The organism is Caballeronia sp. LZ029 (genome assembly GCF_031451275.1).
Lineage (GTDB): Bacteria > Pseudomonadota > Gammaproteobacteria > Burkholderiales > Burkholderiaceae > Caballeronia > Caballeronia jiangsuensis.
Genome location: NZ_JARUXO010000001.1, coordinates 540,741 through 559,532, shown reverse-complemented (window position 1 = coordinate 559,532; position 18,792 = coordinate 540,741). Strand labels below are relative to the sequence as shown.

The following is an 18,792-nucleotide window of genomic DNA, read 5'->3' as shown; positions in this document are numbered from 1 at the left end:
TGCGCCCTCGCCGCGCGTCTTCCCCAAGGAATCCACGCAAGAAAGCGCGCCGGGCGCCGCTGCCCCTTCAGAACGCGGGCGGCCTGCCGAAACCCACTTGAACCGAGACAGCTAGGAGAACCGTATGTCAATGGCCGACCGCGACGGCAAGATCTGGATGGATGGCAAGCTGATCGACTGGCGTGATGCCAAGATCCACGTTCTGACGCACACGTTGCACTACGGCATGGGCGTTTTCGAAGGCGTGCGCGCGTACAAGACCGCGCAGGGCACGGCCATCTTCCGCCTGAAAGAACACACGAAGCGCCTGCTGAACTCGGCGAAGATCTTCCAGATGGACGTCCCGTTCGATGCCGCCACGCTCGAAGCCGCGCAACTGGAAGTCGTGAAGGCGAACGATCTGGAAAGCTGCTACATCCGCCCGATCATCTGGGTCGGCTCGGAAAAGCTCGGCGTTTCGGCCAAGGGCAATACGATCCACGTGGCCATCGCCGCTTGGCCGTGGGGCGCGTACCTCGGTGAAGACGGCCTCGCGAAGGGCATCCGCGTGAAGACGTCGTCGTTCACGCGCCATCATGTGAACGTGTCGATGGTCCGCGCGAAGGCGTCCGGCTGGTACGTGAACTCGATTCTCGCGAATCAGGAAGCCGTCGCCGACGGTTACGACGAAGCCCTGCTGCTGGACGTCGACGGTTACGTGTCCGAAGGCTCCGGCGAGAACTTCTTCCTCGTGAACAACGGCAAGATCTACACGCCGGACCTGGCCTCGTGCCTCGACGGCATCACGCGCGACACCGTCATCACGCTCGCGCGCGATTTCGGCATCCCGGTCATCGAAAAGCGCATCACCCGCGACGAGGTCTACACCTGCGACGAAGCGTTCTTCACCGGCACCGCCGCCGAAGTCACGCCGATCCGCGAGCTCGACAACCGCACCATCGGCTCCGGCGCGCGCGGCCCGATCACGGAAAAGCTGCAAAGTGCGTTCTTCGACGTCGTCGGCGGCAAGAACGAGAAATACGCGAGCTGGCTCGCGAAGGTTTAATCGACCTCATGCGACGCGGCGGGCCGAACGCTCGCCGCGCGCTGGACATCTGACAAGAGATAGCAATGAGCGACCTGAAGGAAATGCCGCTGGTGGAATTGTCGGCGAAGGACCTGCCCGCCTTCTGCCCGAACCCGAAGATGCAGCGCTGGAGCACGCATCCGCGCGTGTTCATCGACGTGACGCACGGCGAAGCGCGCTGCCCGTACTGCGGCACGCGCTACAAGCTGAAAGACGGCGAAGTGCTCAAGGGCGGTCACTGAGAAGCCGTCGGGCGCCGGCCGCGCCCTGATCGTTTGCGCCGCGCAGCATCGGCGCACGTCAACCCACACCAATCGACGGCCCGCCCCAAGGCGGTGGGCCGCGTTTATTTTGAGATCGGATAACGACAGATGCGCCGTGCGCTGGTTATAGCACCGAACTGGATCGGTGACGCATTGATGGCGCAGCCGCTCTTTACGCTCTTGCGCAAGCTCCATCCGCGCATCGCGATCGATGCCGTCGCGCCCACCTGGGTCGCGCCCGTGCTGGAACGCATGCCCGAGATCCGCGATGTCTACGCGACGGACCTCGCCCACGGCAAGCTGCAACTGCTGCGCCGCTGGCAGCTTGCGAGCGATTTGCGCGATGTCGGCTACGACGCCGCCTACGTGCTGCCCAACTCCGTCAAATCCGCGCTGATTCCGTGGATGGCGGGCATCAACTTGCGCATCGGCTACAAGGGCGAGAGCCGCTACGGGCTCTTGAACGTGCGCCACGCGAATCCGCCGAAGACCGAGCGCCCGCCGATGACCGCGCATTACGCCGCCCTCGCCTACACGCCGGGCGCGAAGCTGCCGTTCGTCGACAGGTTCGCGCAGCCCGAAGCGGCCGCGGCGCCCGACGCGCAGACCCTTCCCGTGCCGCGTCTCGAATCCGATCCGAACGAGGCCGCTCGCGTCTCGACGCGCTTCGATCTCGACACGCGCGCGCCGCTCGTCGTGTTTTGTCCGGGCGCGGAATACGGCCCGGCCAAGCGCTGGCCGCCGGAGCATTTCGCGTCGCTCGCGCAGTTCATCGCGCAGTCGTTCCCGTATGCGCGCATCATCGCGCTCGGCTCGAAGAAAGATGCGCCGATCGCGCAGGCCATCGCGGAGCGCGCGCCGATGGTCCGCAACCTGTGCGGTCAGACCTCGCTCGGCGAAGCGTGCGCGCTCATTTCGCGGGCGAGCGCGGTCGTCACCAACGATTCCGGCCTGATGCACGTCGCGGCCGCGTCGCGCCGGCCGCTCGTCGCGGTCTACGGCTCGACCGATCCGCGCCACACGCCGCCCTTGTCCGATCTCGCAAAGGTACAATGGCTGCATCTTGAATGCAGTCCGTGCTTTGCCCGCGAGTGTCCGCTCGGCCATCTGAACTGCTTGCGCGAACTCTCGGCCGAACAGGTCTTCGGCGATCTGCGCGGGATGCTGCTCGCGCATCGTTGATGTTGCGCTCACGCGTCGAAACGCGTGTCCAACAAGACGGTTTCCAGCCGTGTGTGCGGGTGCGGACACGCGAATGTCTCCGAACGGGGGCATGCTTTGACCAATGACCGATGCAGCGCGCCGTTCCGTTGCCTGCCGCCATCAGCGGCTTCGCGCGACGCGCAGCACCGAATGCCAGAGACCCACGAGCCATGCCACGTTTCGCCCGCCTCTTCGAAGCCGCCGCCGATACTCTCAACGCTTACTATCAGGCAGTCGCGGACAACAGCATCGACAGTGTGATGTCGTTGTGGATCGACGAGGATTTCGCCACCTGCGTCTGCGCGGACGGCACGCATCTGCACGGGCTGGAAAGCATCCGCGCCGGTCTCGGCAAGCAATTCGAAACGCAGGCGGTAACCATCGAGCCGCTCGATATCCGCGTGTACGACAGCCTGGGGACGGTCGTGTATGCGATCGCCGAGGCGCATCAGCCGGCCACGCCGGCGAGCGTACCGCGCATGATCTACACGACTTACGTGATGGTTCACGAGCGCGGCGAATGGCGCATCGCGCATATTCACGCGAGCGAGATGCCGATGGAAACGGCGGGCCAGTTCGCGGCGAAGCTGCGTCACGGCCAGGGACCGCTGCACTGAAGACTTGAAGCGCTGAAGAAGACGTCTGTCGGGGAGGGGCCATGAAGCGCGATCCGTTGTTGAAACACGATTCGTCGTTCGTGGACAAAGCGCCTGCCGTAGCACTGAAGGCAACCGCGCGCGTGCCGGGGCTGCCGGGGGCGGACTGGCTCTATAACGCCCCGCGCTGGCTGCCGACGAGCCATGCGCAGACCATCGTCCCTGCTCTGTTCGGCCGCAAGCCTGCCGTGAGTTATCGCCGCGAGCGCTGGAACACGCCCGATGGCGATTTCATCGATCTCGACTTCCTCACGCACGATCCCGGCGACGAACCCGCCGCGAACGCCCCGCTCTTCGTGCTCTTTCACGGCCTCGAAGGCAATTCCGACTCGCACTACGCCCGCACGATGATGGCCGCCGCCCGCGCGCGCGGCTGGCACGGCGTCGTGCCGCATTTTCGCAGTTGCAGCGGCCCGCTCAACCTGCTGCCGCGCTTCTATCATCTCGCGGACAGCGCCGAAGTCGACTGGATCCTGCGTCGGCTCGCGCAATCGCATCCCGGGCCGATCGTCGCGGCGGGCGTATCGCTCGGCGGCAACGTGCTGCTGCACTGGCTGTGCAAGAACGGCAAGGATGCGTCGATCGTCAGTGCCGCCGCAGCCATCTCCGCGCCGCTCGACGTCCATGCGGGCGGCCTCGCGATTTCGCAGGGCTTCGGCATGGTCTATACGCGCAGCTTTCTGAAGTCGCTGAAGAAGAAGGCGCTCGCGAAGCTCGGCCAGTATCCCGGTCTTTACGATCGCGACGCCGTGCTCGCCGCGCGCACGCTCTACGAATTCGACAACGTCGTCACCGCGCCGCTGCACGGCTTTCGCGACACCAATCACTATTGGTCGACAGCGACGATCCGCGCGCATCTGAAGCACATCGAAGTGCCCGCGCTGCTTCTGAACGCGCGCAACGATCCGTTCCTGCCCGAGTTCGCGCTGCCGTCGGTGGCCGAAGTGTCGGCGCGCGTCACGCTCGACCAGCCGAATCACGGCGGGCACGTCGGCTTCATGACGGGACCGTTTCCCGGCCGGATCGACTGGCTGTCGCTGCGCGTGTTCGGTTATCTGGAGAACTTCGTTTCGTGAACCACCATGGATGAAATCGTCAGGCAGGCGCTCGCCAAATGGCCCAATGTTCCGCATTGCACGGGCTGGCTGCTGCTCGACCGGCGCGGCCAGTGGCGCATGCGCGACGACGCCGCGCAGACCGCCGGCGAACTCGGCACGCCGATCCGGCATGAAGCGCTGCTGGGCTTCATCAATCGCAACTACGAGAGCGATGCCGACGGTCAGTGGTTCTTCCAGAACGGTCCGCAGCGCGTGTACGTCGAGCTGGCGTACACGCCGTGGATCGTGCGCCTGCACGCGGCGGACGGCACATTGCGCCTGACCGATCAGGCCGGCGCGTCGTTCGGTCCTGCGCACGCGTTCATCGACGACGAAGGCGGCATCCTCTTTTCCGATGACGCATCGCCCGCGCGCGTGGCCGCCCTGCACGATCACGATATAGAACTGTTCGCGAATCACGCGTCGCTCGACGATGCGGGCAAGGGCGGCGTGTTCCATTGGCGCGATGGCGTCGATCTGCCCGTGCAGCCGATCGCGCGCGCCGACGTCGCGACGCGCTTCGGTTTCGTCTCGAGTCCCGCCGACCGCGCCGCCGCGAAGAAAGACTGATCTAGCTGTTCTTCTCCATCTCGCGCTCTTCCTTGTAGCGCGTCTCGAAATCGCGCAGGCGCGCGGAAATCGTCGAGAGATCGTAGAAGCTCGCGGTCTTCACATCGCGCGCTTCCTTCAGTTGCCGGATCGCGGATGGCCACGCGCCGTCCAGCGCGAACTTCTCGGCCATCGCCTGATGCTGTTGCAGCGGATCGTTGAGACCCGCGCTCGCCTGCGCGAGATAGAACCACCAGTCGGGCCGCGCCGGTTCGGCGCGCGTTTCGCGGCGTGCGAGCGTCTGCGCTTCGGCAAAGCGGCGTGCGGAAAGCAGCGCCTGCAGATGCACGTCGATGGCCGCGTGCGATTCCGGCCAGCGTTTTTGCGCGATGTCCGCGAGACGAATCGCGTCGTCGTTGCGGCCCGCGCGGCGCGCGATGTCGGCCGCGAGCACGTCGAGGCTCGGCGTGCTGCGTAGCGCCGGCGGCGCGGGCTGGGCTTTCGTCGCCGGCGCCGGCGCCGACCGGCCTTCTACATGAACCGGCGGCAGAGCGATGTCGCTGCTCGCGCGAGACGGCTTCGCTGGCGTCGAATCGGGCTGCGGCGCGTTGCCGAGATTCAGCGCCGCCCGTGCGTTGTTGAGCGGCGTTGCGGTCATCGAAGGGTCCGCGTTGCGCAGCGATTGCTCGCCGCCCTTGCGCGACGTCACGGCCGGCGCGGCCGCGACCGTTTCCTGCGATGGCCGCGCGCGATCCTCCTGCCGAACCTGCGCCGATGCCGCCGCCGTGCTCGCCTCCTCGCCCTCGAACAGCTTGCGCGCTTTGGCGAGCGCGTCGCTGGCGGCGTCGTAATTGCCCATCAATGATTGCGCGAGCGCGATCCCATACCAGTTCGACGCCGGATTGAGCGCCGTCTGATCCTCGATTTCCGATTTGAGCCGGCTCGCGACCTCGCGATAGTCGCTCGCGTAGTTCACCTGGAGCACGCGGGCGCGGGCGCGCACGAACGCATATTCCGCCGATTGACGCGGCTGCCGGTACGGCACGCGCCGCGCGCGGCCTTCCATGTCGGCGATGCGATCCGTCGTGAGCGGATGCGTGCGCACGTAGGGCGGCACGCCGTTATCGGCCATCGAATAGCGGTCGAGGCGCTCGAAGAACGCGACCATCGCATACGGGTCGTAACCGGCGGCGGCGAGCATCTGAAAGCCGACGCGATCGGCCTCGTGCTCGGCCGCCCGCGAGAAGCGCAGTTGATTGTCGACGGCGAACGCCTGGCCGCCCATCGCGATGCCCATGCCCAGATCGCCGCTATGCGCGAGTAGGCCCGCGAGCATGCCGGCGACCATCGCGGCGAGCGCCGCGTATGTGCTCTTTTCCTGCGTGCCGAGCATCCGTGCGATGTGACGCTGAAGCACGTGCCCCATTTCGTGGCCGATCACCGACGCCAGTTCCGATTCGGTCTGCGTCGCGGCGATTAAACCCGTATTCACGCCGATGAAGCCGCCCGGCATCGAGAACGCGTTGATCTGCGAATCGCGCACGGCGAACAGGTCGAAGTCGGGCCGATAGCCGCCGAGATACTGCACGGCCGCGGCGGCGGACAGCTTCGACGAGATCGAATCGAGATAGTCGCGCAGCAGCCAGTCGTCGAGATAGTCGGGATCGGCGCGCACTTCGCGCATCATCCGCTCCCCGACCTTGCGCTCGGCCTGCGGAGTGAGCGAGCCGCCGGAGCCATCGCCGAGATCCGGAAGCTGCACCGACGAAAGCGGCGCGCGCAGGCCGGACATCGTGCCGGGGCGATTCGCGAAGCGGCTTTCTGCGCCGCCGTAGACGCCGAAAACGCCTTCCGCGACGTTGGCCGGCACATCGCTCCCGACATTTTCCTGCGATGACCGCAATTGCGACGCCGCGAGCGTGCCCGTCGCGTTCGCGGAAGGCGAGCCCGATTGCGCCAACGCCGCGGGCGGCATGGCGAGGGCGATGCACAGCAGGGAGATGAGCACGCGGCTCGGACGTGTCGGATGCATGGCGCGAAACGGTCGAAGCGCCGATGGTCGGCTCGAAAACTAAAACGAGCTTATCGTATCAAGTGTTGCGTGTGGGGCGTCTCGCGTCGGCCGTACGTGGCCGCGGACGGCCGACGTTTCGTGAAAAACCGCGCGAAATCACGCTGGTATGATAGGCGCCCATTCGAAGGAGACGCTATGTCCGGACTCACCCATTTCGATGCCGCCGGAGAGGCCCACATGGTCGATGTCAACGCGAAGAACGAAACGCGGCGCATCGCCGTGGCGCGCGGCTCGATCGCGATGCTCGACGGCACGCTCGCGCTGATCCGCGAAGGCCGCGCGAAGAAAGGCGACGTGCTCGGTGTCGCGCGCATCGCCGCGATTCAGGGCGCGAAACGCACCGCCGATCTGATCCCGCTGTGTCATCCGCTGGCGCTGACGCGCGTCGCGGTGGATTTCACGATCGACGAAGCGCTGCCCGGCGTGCATTGCGAAGTGCGCGTGGAGACGGTCGGGCGCACGGGTGTGGAGATGGAAGCGCTGACCGCCGTGCAGGTCGGATTGCTCACGATCTACGACATGTGCAAGGCGGTGGATCGCGGGATGACCATCACGAACGTGCGCGTGATGGAGAAGCATGGGGGGAAGTCGGGCGACTGGGTGGCGGCGGATCAAACAGCGCCGGCACCCTGACCTTCCTCACTCCTCGTCGTCTTCCGCTGACGGCACCTGACTCTGCGCCGGCACCCCATACAGCTTCACCAGATCCGCCCTGAAGGGAGCCAGCGACGTGCCGGCTTCATCGACCAGATCGTAGACGGCGGCAAGCTGCTTCGGCCAGTCGTGTAGTTGCGTCGCGAAAATCTTCAGGCGCGCCATCGTGTCGAGCGCTTCGGCGCGTTGTCCGGCGAGCGCCTGCAGCACCGCGTATCGGCGCAGCACCGTTTCGCCCGGCAACAGCGCGATCGCCTTCCTGTGCGCGGCGAGCTTCGCCTCGACGTTCTGCGCGTTGATCGGCAGCAGCGTCGCCGCACCGTATTCGCCCCATGCCGTGAACAGGAACGAAGGATTGTCGCGATACTGCTCCGCCGGCCGCGAGCCGTAATAGAGCACTTCGGCGCGATTGTAGTCACGCAGCGTCGGATAAAGCGCCGCCAGCCCGCCAAGCACGAGCACGACATACACGCCATACGACAGCGGACGCGCGACGAGCCGCAGCGGCCGCGTCTCAAGCAGCCCGATGACGAGCATCGCCGGCATCAGGAAGAACATGTACTGCTGCGGATACTCAACGAGCGCATGCATCATCAACACGCCGAGCAGCGACAACGCGAAAATGCGCGCCGGCGTCTGCGGCGCGCGCAGCACGCGGATCAGCCAGAACACGATGCCCGCGACGAGAATCGCCATGCCGAGCGCGCCCGTTTTCGCGAGCAGGTCGATGAAGATGTCGTGCGCGTTATTCGCAATCTCCACGCCGCCGAGATCGCGGACGAGATCGAACTGATAACGCGGAAACTCGCCCCAGCCGACGCCCAGCATCGGATGCGTCTTGAACATCGTCCAGCCGTATTTCCAGAGCGCCAAGCGCGGCGCGATCTGACTGGCTTCCTGCATGCGCTCCGCCGCCGATTGCGCAAGCCCGAAGTCGTAGCGGACGTTCGCCCAGCGCACCGCCGCGTTCACGGCGAAGAAGACGATTGCAAGCAGAACCGGGACGATCCACGCGCGCACATCGCGCCGGCCCGGCCCGTCGAAACCTTCCGACACGACCGGACGCCCGATCACGAACGCCATCCAGAATCCGGCGACGACGATCACCGCCGTTTGCAGCCACGGCCCGCGCGAGACCGTGAGCGCGAGGCCGAGCGAATACACCGCCGACAGAATCAGCCACAGCACGATCGGGAGCCGCCGCGCCTGCACGAAATACAGCGCGCCCGCCAGCGCGAACGCGATCACGGTCGCGAGGTGATTCGCCTGCGCCATGTTGCCGAAAGGACGCCGTTCGACCATCACGTTGTACGCGACCACGAACGGCGTGAACTTCACTTCGAGATGCAGCAACTGCACGATCTGGCAGAAGACCGCGAACAGTCCGCCGACCATCAACGCAGCCGCGCCGATTCTCAGCGTCTTCTCCGCGAGCCCCGCCCGCACGAGTCCGAAGCCCGTATGCACCGCGACGAACGACGCGAGCAGATACGCGCCGCCGAGCCAGTTCATCGATGGCTGAGCGACCGGCAGCAGCAGCGTCTGCGCGACGAGCAGCAGGCCGAACGCGAGCGGCATCAGCGCGACGACCGGCGATGCGAACGGCACCTTCGGCTCGGACACGCGCACGAGCAGCGCGACCGTCGCGCCGAGCGCCAGATAGAGCGCGAGCGCGCTGTATTCGGCGTAGAAAGTCGGAATCGGATACGTGTGGTTGACGACCGCGAAGGGAATCGTCAACGCAAGACACAGAACGGCAAAACAGAGAAAGCGTGCGTATTGGGAAGGCATAGGGACAGGGAACGTCGGCAACCGGCGCACTATACAAAACTTTGCCCCCGCTGTCCGTCGAACGGCCGGAATTGCTACGAAATCGCTGCTTTTCGCGCAAAAACGACGCTGCATCGACGCGGCGGCGCCGTAAATCCTGCCGCCGCGCTTCCCCCTGCATCGCGATCTTTCGCACCGCTTACGCGCGGCACTCCGGCGGGGCAAGGTTCGCCCGGAGCGTCGCCGCCTGCGCGGGCAATGGGCCGGCGCCCGGCGCGGGCAGCGACGAATCCGTTTTCGCCGCCGCGAAGCATTCCCATGTCACCGATCCCGCCTGCACGACGCCGCGGCTCAGCGCGATGCGCGCGGTCGGGGTATCGGCGTTATCGGGCGTCGAAGGCACGAGCACGAGCGTGTTCGATCCCTCGGGCGCGACGCGCGTCGTGTAGGCGATCGTGATCTGCCCGGTGTCGCTGTCGACGTGAATCGACTCGACGTTGCGCGTTCCGGGTGGCGACGCGAAGCCGCCCGCGAGATCCGCGCCGCTCGCCGCGTTCTCCGCAACCCCGAGCCGCGCCGCCGCCGCGAGCGTGATGCCCTCGCCCACGCGACTTCGCGCGAGATAATCCTGATACGCGGGTATCGCATACGCCGCGACCACACCGACGATCGCAAGCACGATCATCAGTTCGATCAGCGTGAAGCCGCGCGTCTGCACTTCGTCCGCGCGCCGCCCGAACCACCATGCGCGCCGTTCGCGCGGCGCGTCCAAATCACAAGCCATCGTCGTCATTGCTGCTCCAGAAAATCAAAAAGCGCCCCGCCGCGAGATGCGATCAGGACGCTTCGATCGTATGGAGGGAGCGCAACGAGCAACAGTCGGCCAAGTGGCCTAGGAGATTTCGTGGGCGCGCGCTCAGCCGGCCGCGCGATTGCCCTCGGCGAGCGCGCGGCGCTTTAGCAGCCAGCCCAGCGCGACGACCAGGAACGCCCCGGCGACGCGCGCCGCATATCCGGCGACCTCGGTATTGAGCGCGGGCCATCGGTCGATGAACGGATCGTCGATGATGAGTCCGCCCGCGATCCATCCGAGCAGTCCCGCGCCGACCAGCACGACCGCTGGAAAACGGTCGAGCAGCTTCAGCACCAGCGTGCTGCCCCACACGATGAGCGGAATGCTCACGATCAGCCCGAAGATCACCAGTGCGAGCCGATGACGCGGATCGGCGGCTTCGGCAGCGCCGGCGATCGCGATCACGTTGTCGAGGCTCATCACGGCATCGGCGACGATGATCGTCTTCACCGCCGCCCACAGACGGTCCGATGCGTTGATCTCGTGCTCGTCATGATCCGGCTGCATCAGCTTCACGCCGATCCACAAAAGCAGCATGCCGCCCACGAACTTGAGGAACGGAATGTCGAGCAACATCACGGCGAACGCGATAAGCACGACGCGCAGGATGATCGCGCCGAGCGTGCCGAGCACGATGCCTCGCGTGCGCTGCTGATCCGGGAGGTTACGGCATGCGAGCGCGATCACGACGGCGTTGTCGCCGCCGAGCAGGATGTCGATCACGATGATCTGGACGACCGCGCCCCAGTGAAGCGTCGAAAAGAATTCAAACATGAGGCAGAAATAAAAAAGCGAGGAAGCAATGCTCCCTCGCTTTTTGTTGGCTTATATACGAAAGGAATCAGTAAGAGTACCAAACCCTCGCGTAAATTGCCCGCTCGATGTCAGAGAACCGACTTCAGCAGACGCGCCATCTCCGACGGATTCTTCGTGACCTTGATGCCGCACGCGTCCATGATTTCGAGCTTGGCGTCCGCCGTGTCCGCACCACCCGAGATCAGCGCGCCAGCGTGGCCCATGCGCTTGCCCGGGGGCGCCGTCACGCCCGCGATGAAGCCGACGACCGGCTTCTTCATGTTGTCCTTGATCCAGTAAGCGGCGTTCGCTTCGTCCGGACCGCCGATCTCGCCGATCATGATGACGGCGTCCGTGTCCGGATCGTCGTTGAACATCTTCATCACGTCGATGTGCTTGAGACCGTTGATCGGATCGCCGCCGATACCCACCGCCGACGACTGGCCGAGGCCGAGCGCCGTCAACTGGCCGACCGCTTCGTACGTCAGCGTGCCCGAGCGCGACACCACGCCGATGCGGCCTTTCTTGTGGATGTGACCCGGCATGATGCCGATCTTCAGCTCGTCCGGCGTGATCGTGCCGGGGCAGTTCGGTCCGAGCAGCAGCGTCTTGCGGTTTTCGCGGCGCATGCGGTCCTTGATTTCGAGCATGTCGCGAACCGGAATGCCTTCCGTGATGCAGATCGCGAGATCGAGATCGGCCTCGACGGCTTCCCAGATCGCGGCGGCTGCGCCCGCGGGCGGCACGTAGATGACCGAAACGGTCGCGCCGGTTTCCGCCTTCGCTTCCTTGACGGATGCGTAGATGGGAATGCCTTCGAAGTCTTCGCCGGCCTTCTTCGGATTCACGCCCGCGACGTACGCTTCACGGCCGTTCGCGTATTCGCGGCACGCGCGCGTGTGGAACTGGCCGGTCTTGCCGGTGATGCCCTGCGTGATGACCTTCGTGTCTTTGTTGATCAGAATCGACATGTAGTGACCTCTGTTCGTTTGGCGTCGCCAAAGCTCGCGCTCGGCGACCGCCATTCGTATCTGGTGGAACGCTCTCTTAGGCTCGGTAAGCGAAACCGCGCTTACTTGCCTTCGGCTGCCGCGACGACCTTCTGCGCGGCTTCTTCCATGCTGTCCGCCGAGATGATCGGCAGGCCCGAGTCGGCCAGCATCTTCTTGCCGAGGTCTTCGTTCGTGCCCTTCATGCGCACGACGAGCGGCACCTTCAGGTCCACGGCCTTCGACGCCACGATCACGCCTTCCGCGATCACGTCGCAGCGCATGATGCCGCCGAAGATGTTCACGAGGATGGCCTTGAGGTTCGGATTCTTCAGCATCAGCTTGAACGCTTCGGTCACCTTTTCGGTCGTCGCGCCGCCGCCGACGTCGAGGAAGTTGGCCGGCTCGCCGCCGAACAGCTTGATCGTGTCCATCGTCGCCATCGCGAGGCCCGCGCCGTTCACGAGACAGCCGATGTTGCCGTCGAGCGAGATGTACGCGAGGTCGAACTTCGACGCTTCGACTTCAGCCGGATCTTCTTCGTCCAGATCGCGGTAAGCGACGATTTCCGGGTGACGGAAGAGCGCGTTCGAATCGAAGTTGAACTTGGCGTCGAGCGCGATGACCTTGCCTTCGCCGGTCAGGATCAGCGGGTTGATTTCCGCGAGCGATGCGTCGGTTTCGTAGAACGCCTTGTACAGACCTTGCAGGATCGCGCGCGCTTGCGGAATCGATGCGTCGGGAATGCCGATCTTGCGTGCGAGGTCATCGGCGTCTGCGTCTTGCAGGCCGGTCGACGGCTCGACGGCGAACTTGTGCAGCAGCTCGGGCGTCTTTTCCGCGACTTCTTCGATGTCCATGCCGCCTTCGCTCGACGCCATCACGACGATCTTCTGCGAAACGCGGTCGAGCACGAGGCCGACGTAGAGTTCCTTCTTGATGTCCGCGCCTTCTTCGATCAGCAGGCGATTCACCTTCTGGCCTTCGGCGCCGGTCTGGTGCGTGATGAGCTGCATGCCGAGGATCTGGTTCGCGTATTCGCGGACCTGCTCGATCGACTTCGCGACCTTCACGCCGCCGCCCTTACCGCGGCCGCCGGCGTGAATCTGCGCCTTGACGACCCAAACCGGGCCGCCCAGCTCTTCCGCGGCCTTGACCGCATCATCCACCGAGAACACGGGTTTGCCGCGCGGGACCGCGACGCCGAATTTCCGCAGGATTTCCTTACCCTGGTACTCGTGAATCTTCATGCGTGATTCCTTCAGTCTGAGAGTTGGAGTGAACTTCTATGTGCTTGAACCGCTTATTTTTCGATTCTTGTTTGAATTCCATGCGTGCGCGCAAGCGCTGCCTGCGCGCTACGAGGCGGACTTTGTCTCCGGCCTGTCCTGTACCGTTGTGCCGGTGTCCGTTTGCCCGGCGGGTGCGTGGCCGAACCAGCGCGGGTAATACTCTTTGACCGCGGGGCCCTCGAAACGCAACGCGTGACATCGGCCGAGCTGGAACGGCGGCTCGTCCTGCGGTGCGGTGGCGGAGGGATTGGCGGCGTCGGATTGATTGAACGGATTGCCGTCCTCGATCTTCCAGACGTCGCCGGCGAATGCCTGAATGGCCGCGGTCGGCAAGACGCCGCACAGTTCGGTGAGATGCGTGCAGCCGGCCGCGCCGCGCAGCAGACGGCTGGCTTCGCGGCGAAAACTTTGGAGCAGATTGAGTCCGATGAGCTTGCGATAGACCGGGTTGGACTCGGCGCACAGCGCGCCATAGGGCGACCAGTCCGACGATGCTTCGACGTCGACGATGGTGAGCTTGCGGTCGATGGTGATGCGCAGCCAGAGTTCATGGATCGGCAGGCCGTGTGGCCGGACGCCCGTGGCGAGGCGAAAGTCGCGCGGCTTCTCATCGGTTAGACAGGCGTCGATATCCCAGAGGCCATCGTCGCGCTCGAACGCTTCCAGCCGAATCGCGCGACGGTGGCGCAATTGTCGGGGAGCGGGAGGCGAGAGAGGCATGCTGGAAGTGAGCCGGTACAGGGGAAACCGTGGAATTTTAGCATATTGGGTATTTGGAGCCGGACATGCGTTCCACGAATGAAACGTGCGTGCGATTTCGCCCAAGCAGGCCGACATTCAGTCGTCGACGATCTCTTCGCTCCAGTCTTCGTCGCCGCCCTTCAGGATCTTGCCGATCGTGCCGCTCGAAAAGCCGCGCGCGGCCAGAAAGCGCGCCTGCTTCGCCCGTTCGGCGGGCGTCTCGGGCGGCACGCCGTACTTCTTCTCCCACACGGCTTGGGCGCGCGCGGTTTCGGATTGCGCGAGCTTGTCGGCGGTTTCACTGATGAGCTCATCGCCGACGGCATGGCGCTTCAACTCGCTGATGATCCTGCTGCCGCCCATTCGCGACGCCCGCCGATGCACGACGCTCTCGACAAAGCGCTCGTTCGACAGCCAGCCATCGCGTTCGAGGCTGTCGAGCAGCGATTCGAGCAAATCGGCTTCATCGACGTACGGGCGCAGCTTGCGCGACAACTCCGCCCGGCTATATTCGCGCCGCGAGAGAAACGCGAGCGCGCGTCCCTTGAGCGAGCGCTGCGGGCGTTTGGGATTGTTGACTTCGGTCGCCGAAGGCTTTCGGGTGCGTTGACTGGAGCGGCTGTAAACCGGTTCGGCCGATTCGCCACTTGCCGGCTCGGCAGGCGCGCATTGTTCGAAGGGCTCGAAAGGATCGGCGTCTTCGAACGGGTCCGTGAAGGGAATGAGATCGGGTTCGGAGGGTTTGCTTGCGGGCGCGGCGGGCTGCGGCGCGCGATCGACGGGACGTGCTTTCGGCTGCCCTGTCGCCTGGTTCAGAATGGCGCGCGATTGATCCTGACTCAGGGCGCTTTTGCTGGCGACCTCGCTGTTTACACCGTCTTTAGCGGGCTCAAAAACGCGACGCGCCGACGCGAATGACTTCGCGTCGGCGCGCTGCTTGCTATTGCGTTTGGAGCCGCTCGACTTCGACGATGCACCACGCCGCTCGCTGCTTCGTTCGTAGCGATCGGCAGAGTCGGAACCGCTCTCGGTTCCGTCATCCGCCATGTCAGCCTTCGATCCGAACCGACGCTTCTGCATCGTCCTTCAAGCCTGATGCTTACTCGTCGTCGGCCGTTGCAGCGCCTGCGACAGCAGCTTCGCCCAACGCGGCGACACCCAGCGATGCGCGGATCTTGTTTTCGATCTCGCGTGCGATGTCCGGATTTTCGCGCAGGAATTCGCGCGCGTTGTCCTTGCCCTGACCGATGCGATCGCCGTTGTAGCTGTACCAGGCGCCGGCCTTGTCGACCAGCTTCGCCTGCACGCCGAGATCGATGATTTCGCCCTGACGCGAGATGCCTTCGCCGTACAGGATGTCGAAGATGGCTTCGCGGAACGGCGGCGACACCTTGTTCTTCACGACCTTCACGCGCGTCTCGTTGCCGATGACTTCGTCGTTCTTCTTGATCGAGCCGATACGGCGGATATCCAGACGCACCGACGAATAGAACTTGAGCGCATTACCGCCCGTGGTGGTTTCCGGGTTGCCGAACATCACGCCGATCTTCATGCGAATCTGGTTGATGAAGATCACGAGGCAGTTCGTGCGCTTGATCGTACCGGTGAGCTTGCGCAGCGCCTGCGACATCAGACGCGCTTGCAGACCCGGGAGCGAATCGCCCATTTCGCCTTCGATTTCCGCCTTCGGCACGAGCGCCGCGACCGAGTCGATGACGATCATGTCGATGGAACCGGAGCGCACCAGCGCATCCGCGATTTCCAGCGCCTGCTCGCCCGTGTCCGGCTGCGAGATCAGCAGATCCTGCGCGTTCACGCCGAGCTTTTGCGCGTATTGCACGTCGAGCGCGTGTTCTGCGTCGATAAACGCTGCCGTGCCGCCGAGCTTCTGCATCTCCGCGATCACCTGCAGCGTGAGCGTGGTCTTGCCCGACGACTCCGGACCGTAGATTTCCACGACACGGCCGCGCGGCAAGCCGCCGACGCCGAGCGCGATGTCCAGTCCGAGCGAACCGGTGGAAACCACCTGAATGTCTTCGACCGCCTCACCTGCGCCGAGCCGCATGATCGACCCTTTGCCGAATTGCTTTTCGATCTGCGAGAGCGCGGCGGCCAGGGCCTTGCTCTTTTCCGCAGTCATTCCAGCCGGGCCTTTCTTGCTTTCTTCCATGAATCGTCCTTTGCTATGATGAACGGCGTCTGAGGCAGTGTTCACGGGCTTTTCCGTTGCTCGATCGAGCATACGAAACCACGCTTCACACTCACGCAGACACTGTATAAAAAAACAGTAGTTTTTGCAAGCATGCAACAGCGCGGCGCAGCTTTTTTTCCACGCCGCGCGAGACGCGCCAAAACTACGAAACACCTGGAGACCGCCGCGCCGGGCGACAAACGGTGCCGGCAATATAAGGCGCACACGACGATGCGAATCCTCATTGCCGAAGACGACAGCATACTCGCGGACGGCCTCGTCCGATCACTCCGCCAATCGGGATACGCCGTCGACCATGTGAAGCATGGCGTCGAGGCGGACACCGCGCTTTCCCTTCAGACTTTCGACCTGCTGATACTCGATCTCGGCCTGCCGCTCATGCCCGGTCTCGAAGTCCTGCGCCGCCTGCGCGCGCGCAACTCGCAGATGCCCGTGCTGATCCTCACCGCCGCCGACAGCGTCGATGAACGCGTCAAGGGCCTCGACCTCGGCGCGGATGACTATATGGCCAAACCCTTCGCGCTGAACGAGCTCGAAGCACGCGTGCGTGCGCTCACACGGCGCGGCGCGGGCGGCGGCCCGACGGTCGTCAAGCACGGTTCGCTTTCCTTCGATCAGGTCGGGCGGATCGCGACGATCGGCGATCAGGTCATCGATCTGTCCGCGCGCGAGCTCGGCGTGCTCGAAGTGCTCTTGCAAAGGACGGGCCGGCTCGTGTCGAAGGAACAGCTCGTCAATCATCTGTGCGAATGGGGCGAGGAAGTCAGCAATAACGCGATCGAGGTGTACGTGCATCGGTTGCGCAAAAAGATCGAGCCGAGCGGCGCGAAGATCATCACGGTACGCGGCCTCGGTTACACGCTGGAGAAAGCGGGCGTCACCTCGCCTGGCACGAACGGCGCGGGGCCTCAACCGTCGGGCGTCGCCGTCGGCCAACACTATAAGTAGCCTGCATGGCGTCGCCCGCTTCCACCGAATCGCCCGAGTCGCGAGAGTCGAAAAATCACGCAAAAGCGAGCGCCGACGATTCCGACGCCCAGCGCGACGCGCGCTATGCCAACCCTTTCGCGCCGCCCGACGAGCTCGAGCCCGACGACGAGACGCATCCGCGTTCGCTCTTCGGCGAGATTCTCGACTGGATGCTCGCGCCGCTTCTGCTGCTCTGGCCGATGAGCATCGCGGTGACGTATCTCGTCGCGAAGTCGATCGCGAACGGGCCGTTCGACCGCGCGCTCGAAGCCGACGCCTACGTGCTCGCGCGCCAGATTCAGCCGGTCAACGGCGTCGCCGAATTGCGGCTTCCGGACGCGACGCGCGATTTCCTGCGCGCCGATAACGTCGACAGCGTGTTCTTTCAGGTGCTCGGCACGCGCGGCGAGCTGGTCGGCGGCGACCGCGACATGCCCTTGCCGCACGACGACGATCGTCCGCAGCCGGGCATCGTCGAGTTTCGCGACGATGTGCTGCGCGGCAACGACATCCGCGTCGCGTATACGACCGTCGATCTGCCCGGCCTCGCGCCCGGCCGCGATCCGGACAGCGCGCAGCCGGTGCTCGTGCAGGTGGCCGAAACGCTCGACAAGCGCAGCCAGCTCGCCAACGACATCATCAAGGGCGTGATCCTGCCGCAGTTCGTGATCCTGCCGCTCGCGATCATCCTCGTATGGTTCGGGCTGTCGCGCGGGCTCGCGCCGCTGCATGCGCTGCAATCGAACATCCGCGCGCGCCGCCCCGACGATCTCTCGCCGCTCCAGGCGGGCAGCGCGCCGCCGGAGATCGCGCCGCTCGTCGCGTCGTTCAACGATCTGCTCACGCGCCTCGAACAGAACATGGAGTTTCAGAAGCGCTTCATCGCCGATGCCGCGCATCAGATGAAGACGCCGCTCGCGGGCCTGCGCATGCAGGCGGAACTGGCGATGCGCCAGGATGTATCGACGGAAGTGCAGCACTCGCTCGAACAGATCGCGATGAGTTCCGAGCATGCCGCGCGCCTCGTGACGCAACTGCTCGCGCTCGCACGCGCCGAGAATCGTGCGACGGGGCAGATATTCACGCCGATCGTGCTGACCGATCTCGCGCGGCTCGCCGTGCGCGACTGGGTGCAGGCCGCGCTCGCGAAACGTATGGACCTCGGTTATGAAGAGCCGCCGTTTCCGGTCGAAGTGGAAGGCAACGTCGTGATGTTGCGGGAGATGCTGTCGAACCTGATCGACAACGCGATCCGCTACACGCCGGCGGGCGGGCGCATCACCGTGCGCGTGCGGACCGACGATAACGATCTCGATCTCGTGCATCTCGAAGTGGAAGACACGGGCCTCGGCATTCCGGCCGCGGAACGCACGCGCGTGGTCGAACGCTTCTATCGCATACTCGGGCGCGAGGGCGACGGCAGCGGACTCGGCCTTGCGATCGTCAAGGAGATCGCGACGATGCACGGCGGCTCGCTCGCCATCGAAGATCATGTGTATCAGGAGAGCCCGAGACTCGCCGGAACCCTCGTACGGGTCAGCCTCCAGCGGGTTTTTCCTGCCCGGGACAAACCCTGAGCGTAAGTCTCGCCTAGCCGGTTTGCTCGCGC

General features: G+C 64.8%; 18 protein-coding genes. 9 read left to right on the top strand and 9 right to left on the bottom strand.

Going from position 1 to position 18,792, the window contains the following annotated elements:
• Positions 1 to 124 precede the first annotated feature (124 nt).
• The 6 genes from QCE73_RS02660 to QCE73_RS02635 all read left to right on the top strand — a co-directional run bounded on the left by QCE73_RS02660 (position 125) and on the right by QCE73_RS02635 (position 4,855).
• Positions 125 to 1,045 carry a branched-chain amino acid transaminase gene (locus QCE73_RS02660; RefSeq protein ID WP_309879658.1) on the top strand — a complete coding sequence of 307 codons (921 nt, stop codon included), beginning with the start codon at positions 125 to 127 and terminating at the stop codon, positions 1,043 to 1,045.
• A gap of 65 nt (positions 1,046 to 1,110) precedes the next feature.
• Positions 1,111 to 1,308 carry a zinc-finger domain-containing protein gene (locus tag QCE73_RS02655; RefSeq protein WP_008351333.1) on the top strand — a complete coding sequence of 66 codons (198 nt, stop codon included), beginning with the start codon at positions 1,111 to 1,113 and terminating at the stop codon, positions 1,306 to 1,308.
• A 129-nt stretch (positions 1,309 to 1,437) separates the two neighbouring features.
• A complete protein-coding gene (gene waaF / locus QCE73_RS02650) occupies positions 1,438 to 2,511 on the top strand; it encodes a lipopolysaccharide heptosyltransferase II (RefSeq protein ID WP_035497822.1) in 1,074 nt (357 codons plus the stop codon).
• Between the two features lie 191 nt (positions 2,512 to 2,702).
• On the top strand, positions 2,703 to 3,149 hold the full coding sequence (locus QCE73_RS02645) for a nuclear transport factor 2 family protein (protein WP_035497821.1): 447 nt from the start codon (positions 2,703 to 2,705) through the stop codon (positions 3,147 to 3,149).
• A gap of 41 nt (positions 3,150 to 3,190) precedes the next feature.
• The gene (locus QCE73_RS02640; protein ID WP_250483115.1) at positions 3,191 to 4,264 is read left to right on the top strand and encodes a YheT family hydrolase; all 1,074 of its coding nucleotides are present in this window, start codon (positions 3,191 to 3,193) and stop codon (positions 4,262 to 4,264) included.
• Positions 4,265 to 4,270: 6 nt separating this feature from the next.
• Complete coding sequence (locus QCE73_RS02635) at positions 4,271 to 4,855, top strand: DUF2946 family protein (protein ID WP_309879657.1); 585 nt, start codon at positions 4,271 to 4,273, stop codon at positions 4,853 to 4,855.
• 1 nt (position 4,856) lies between these two features.
• On the opposite strand, the gene QCE73_RS02630 is transcribed toward QCE73_RS02635, so the two are convergent.
• Positions 4,857 to 6,866 carry a M48 family metalloprotease gene (locus QCE73_RS02630; protein ID WP_309879656.1) on the bottom strand — a complete coding sequence of 670 codons (2,010 nt, stop codon included), beginning with the start codon at positions 6,864 to 6,866 and terminating at the stop codon, positions 4,857 to 4,859.
• 177 nt (positions 6,867 to 7,043) lie between these two features.
• Between QCE73_RS02630 and moaC the strand changes: the two genes are divergently transcribed.
• On the top strand, positions 7,044 to 7,541 hold the full coding sequence (gene moaC, locus QCE73_RS02625; protein WP_309879655.1) for a cyclic pyranopterin monophosphate synthase MoaC: 498 nt from the start codon (positions 7,044 to 7,046) through the stop codon (positions 7,539 to 7,541).
• 6 nt (positions 7,542 to 7,547) lie between these two features.
• On the opposite strand, the gene QCE73_RS02620 is transcribed toward moaC, so the two are convergent.
• The 8 genes from QCE73_RS02620 to recA form a co-directional block, all read right to left on the bottom strand.
• Positions 7,548 to 9,353, bottom strand: coding sequence for a Wzy polymerase domain-containing protein (locus QCE73_RS02620; RefSeq protein ID WP_309879654.1), 1,806 nt, complete (start codon positions 9,351 to 9,353; stop codon positions 7,548 to 7,550).
• A 178-nt stretch (positions 9,354 to 9,531) separates the two neighbouring features.
• Entirely contained in the window at positions 9,532 to 10,125 is a 594-nt protein-coding gene (locus QCE73_RS02615; RefSeq protein WP_309879653.1) for a pilin, read from the bottom strand.
• 123 nt (positions 10,126 to 10,248) lie between these two features.
• Positions 10,249 to 10,959: a TerC family protein gene (locus tag QCE73_RS02610; RefSeq protein WP_309879652.1), complete on the bottom strand. Its 711-nt coding sequence runs from the start codon at positions 10,957 to 10,959 to the stop codon at positions 10,249 to 10,251.
• Between the two features lie 110 nt (positions 10,960 to 11,069).
• Entirely contained in the window at positions 11,070 to 11,951 is an 882-nt protein-coding gene (gene sucD, locus QCE73_RS02605; RefSeq protein ID WP_035497975.1) for a succinate--CoA ligase subunit alpha, read from the bottom strand.
• Between the two features lie 101 nt (positions 11,952 to 12,052).
• Positions 12,053 to 13,219 (bottom strand): ADP-forming succinate--CoA ligase subunit beta, encoded by a 1,167-nt coding sequence (gene sucC / locus QCE73_RS02600; protein WP_035497814.1) that lies wholly within the window; start codon positions 13,217 to 13,219, stop codon positions 12,053 to 12,055.
• A gap of 108 nt (positions 13,220 to 13,327) precedes the next feature.
• On the bottom strand, positions 13,328 to 13,981 hold the full coding sequence (locus QCE73_RS02595) for a DUF2889 domain-containing protein (RefSeq protein WP_309881888.1): 654 nt from the start codon (positions 13,979 to 13,981) through the stop codon (positions 13,328 to 13,330).
• Positions 13,982 to 14,098: 117 nt separating this feature from the next.
• On the bottom strand, positions 14,099 to 15,082 hold the full coding sequence (gene recX / locus QCE73_RS02590; RefSeq protein WP_309879651.1) for a recombination regulator RecX: 984 nt from the start codon (positions 15,080 to 15,082) through the stop codon (positions 14,099 to 14,101).
• Positions 15,083 to 15,101: 19 nt separating this feature from the next.
• On the bottom strand, positions 15,102 to 16,172 hold the full coding sequence (gene recA, locus QCE73_RS02585) for a recombinase RecA (RefSeq protein ID WP_035497811.1): 1,071 nt from the start codon (positions 16,170 to 16,172) through the stop codon (positions 15,102 to 15,104).
• 252 nt (positions 16,173 to 16,424) lie between these two features.
• Here recA and QCE73_RS02580 point away from each other — a divergent pair, with 252 nt between their 5' ends.
• Together QCE73_RS02580 and QCE73_RS02575 are read left to right on the top strand one after the other, a co-directional pair.
• Positions 16,425 to 17,162, top strand: coding sequence for a response regulator transcription factor (locus QCE73_RS02580; RefSeq protein WP_309879649.1), 738 nt, complete (start codon positions 16,425 to 16,427; stop codon positions 17,160 to 17,162).
• A gap of 5 nt (positions 17,163 to 17,167) precedes the next feature.
• The gene (locus QCE73_RS02575) at positions 17,168 to 18,760 is read left to right on the top strand and encodes a sensor histidine kinase N-terminal domain-containing protein (RefSeq protein ID WP_309879648.1); all 1,593 of its coding nucleotides are present in this window, start codon (positions 17,168 to 17,170) and stop codon (positions 18,758 to 18,760) included.
• Positions 18,761 to 18,792 lie beyond the last annotated feature (32 nt).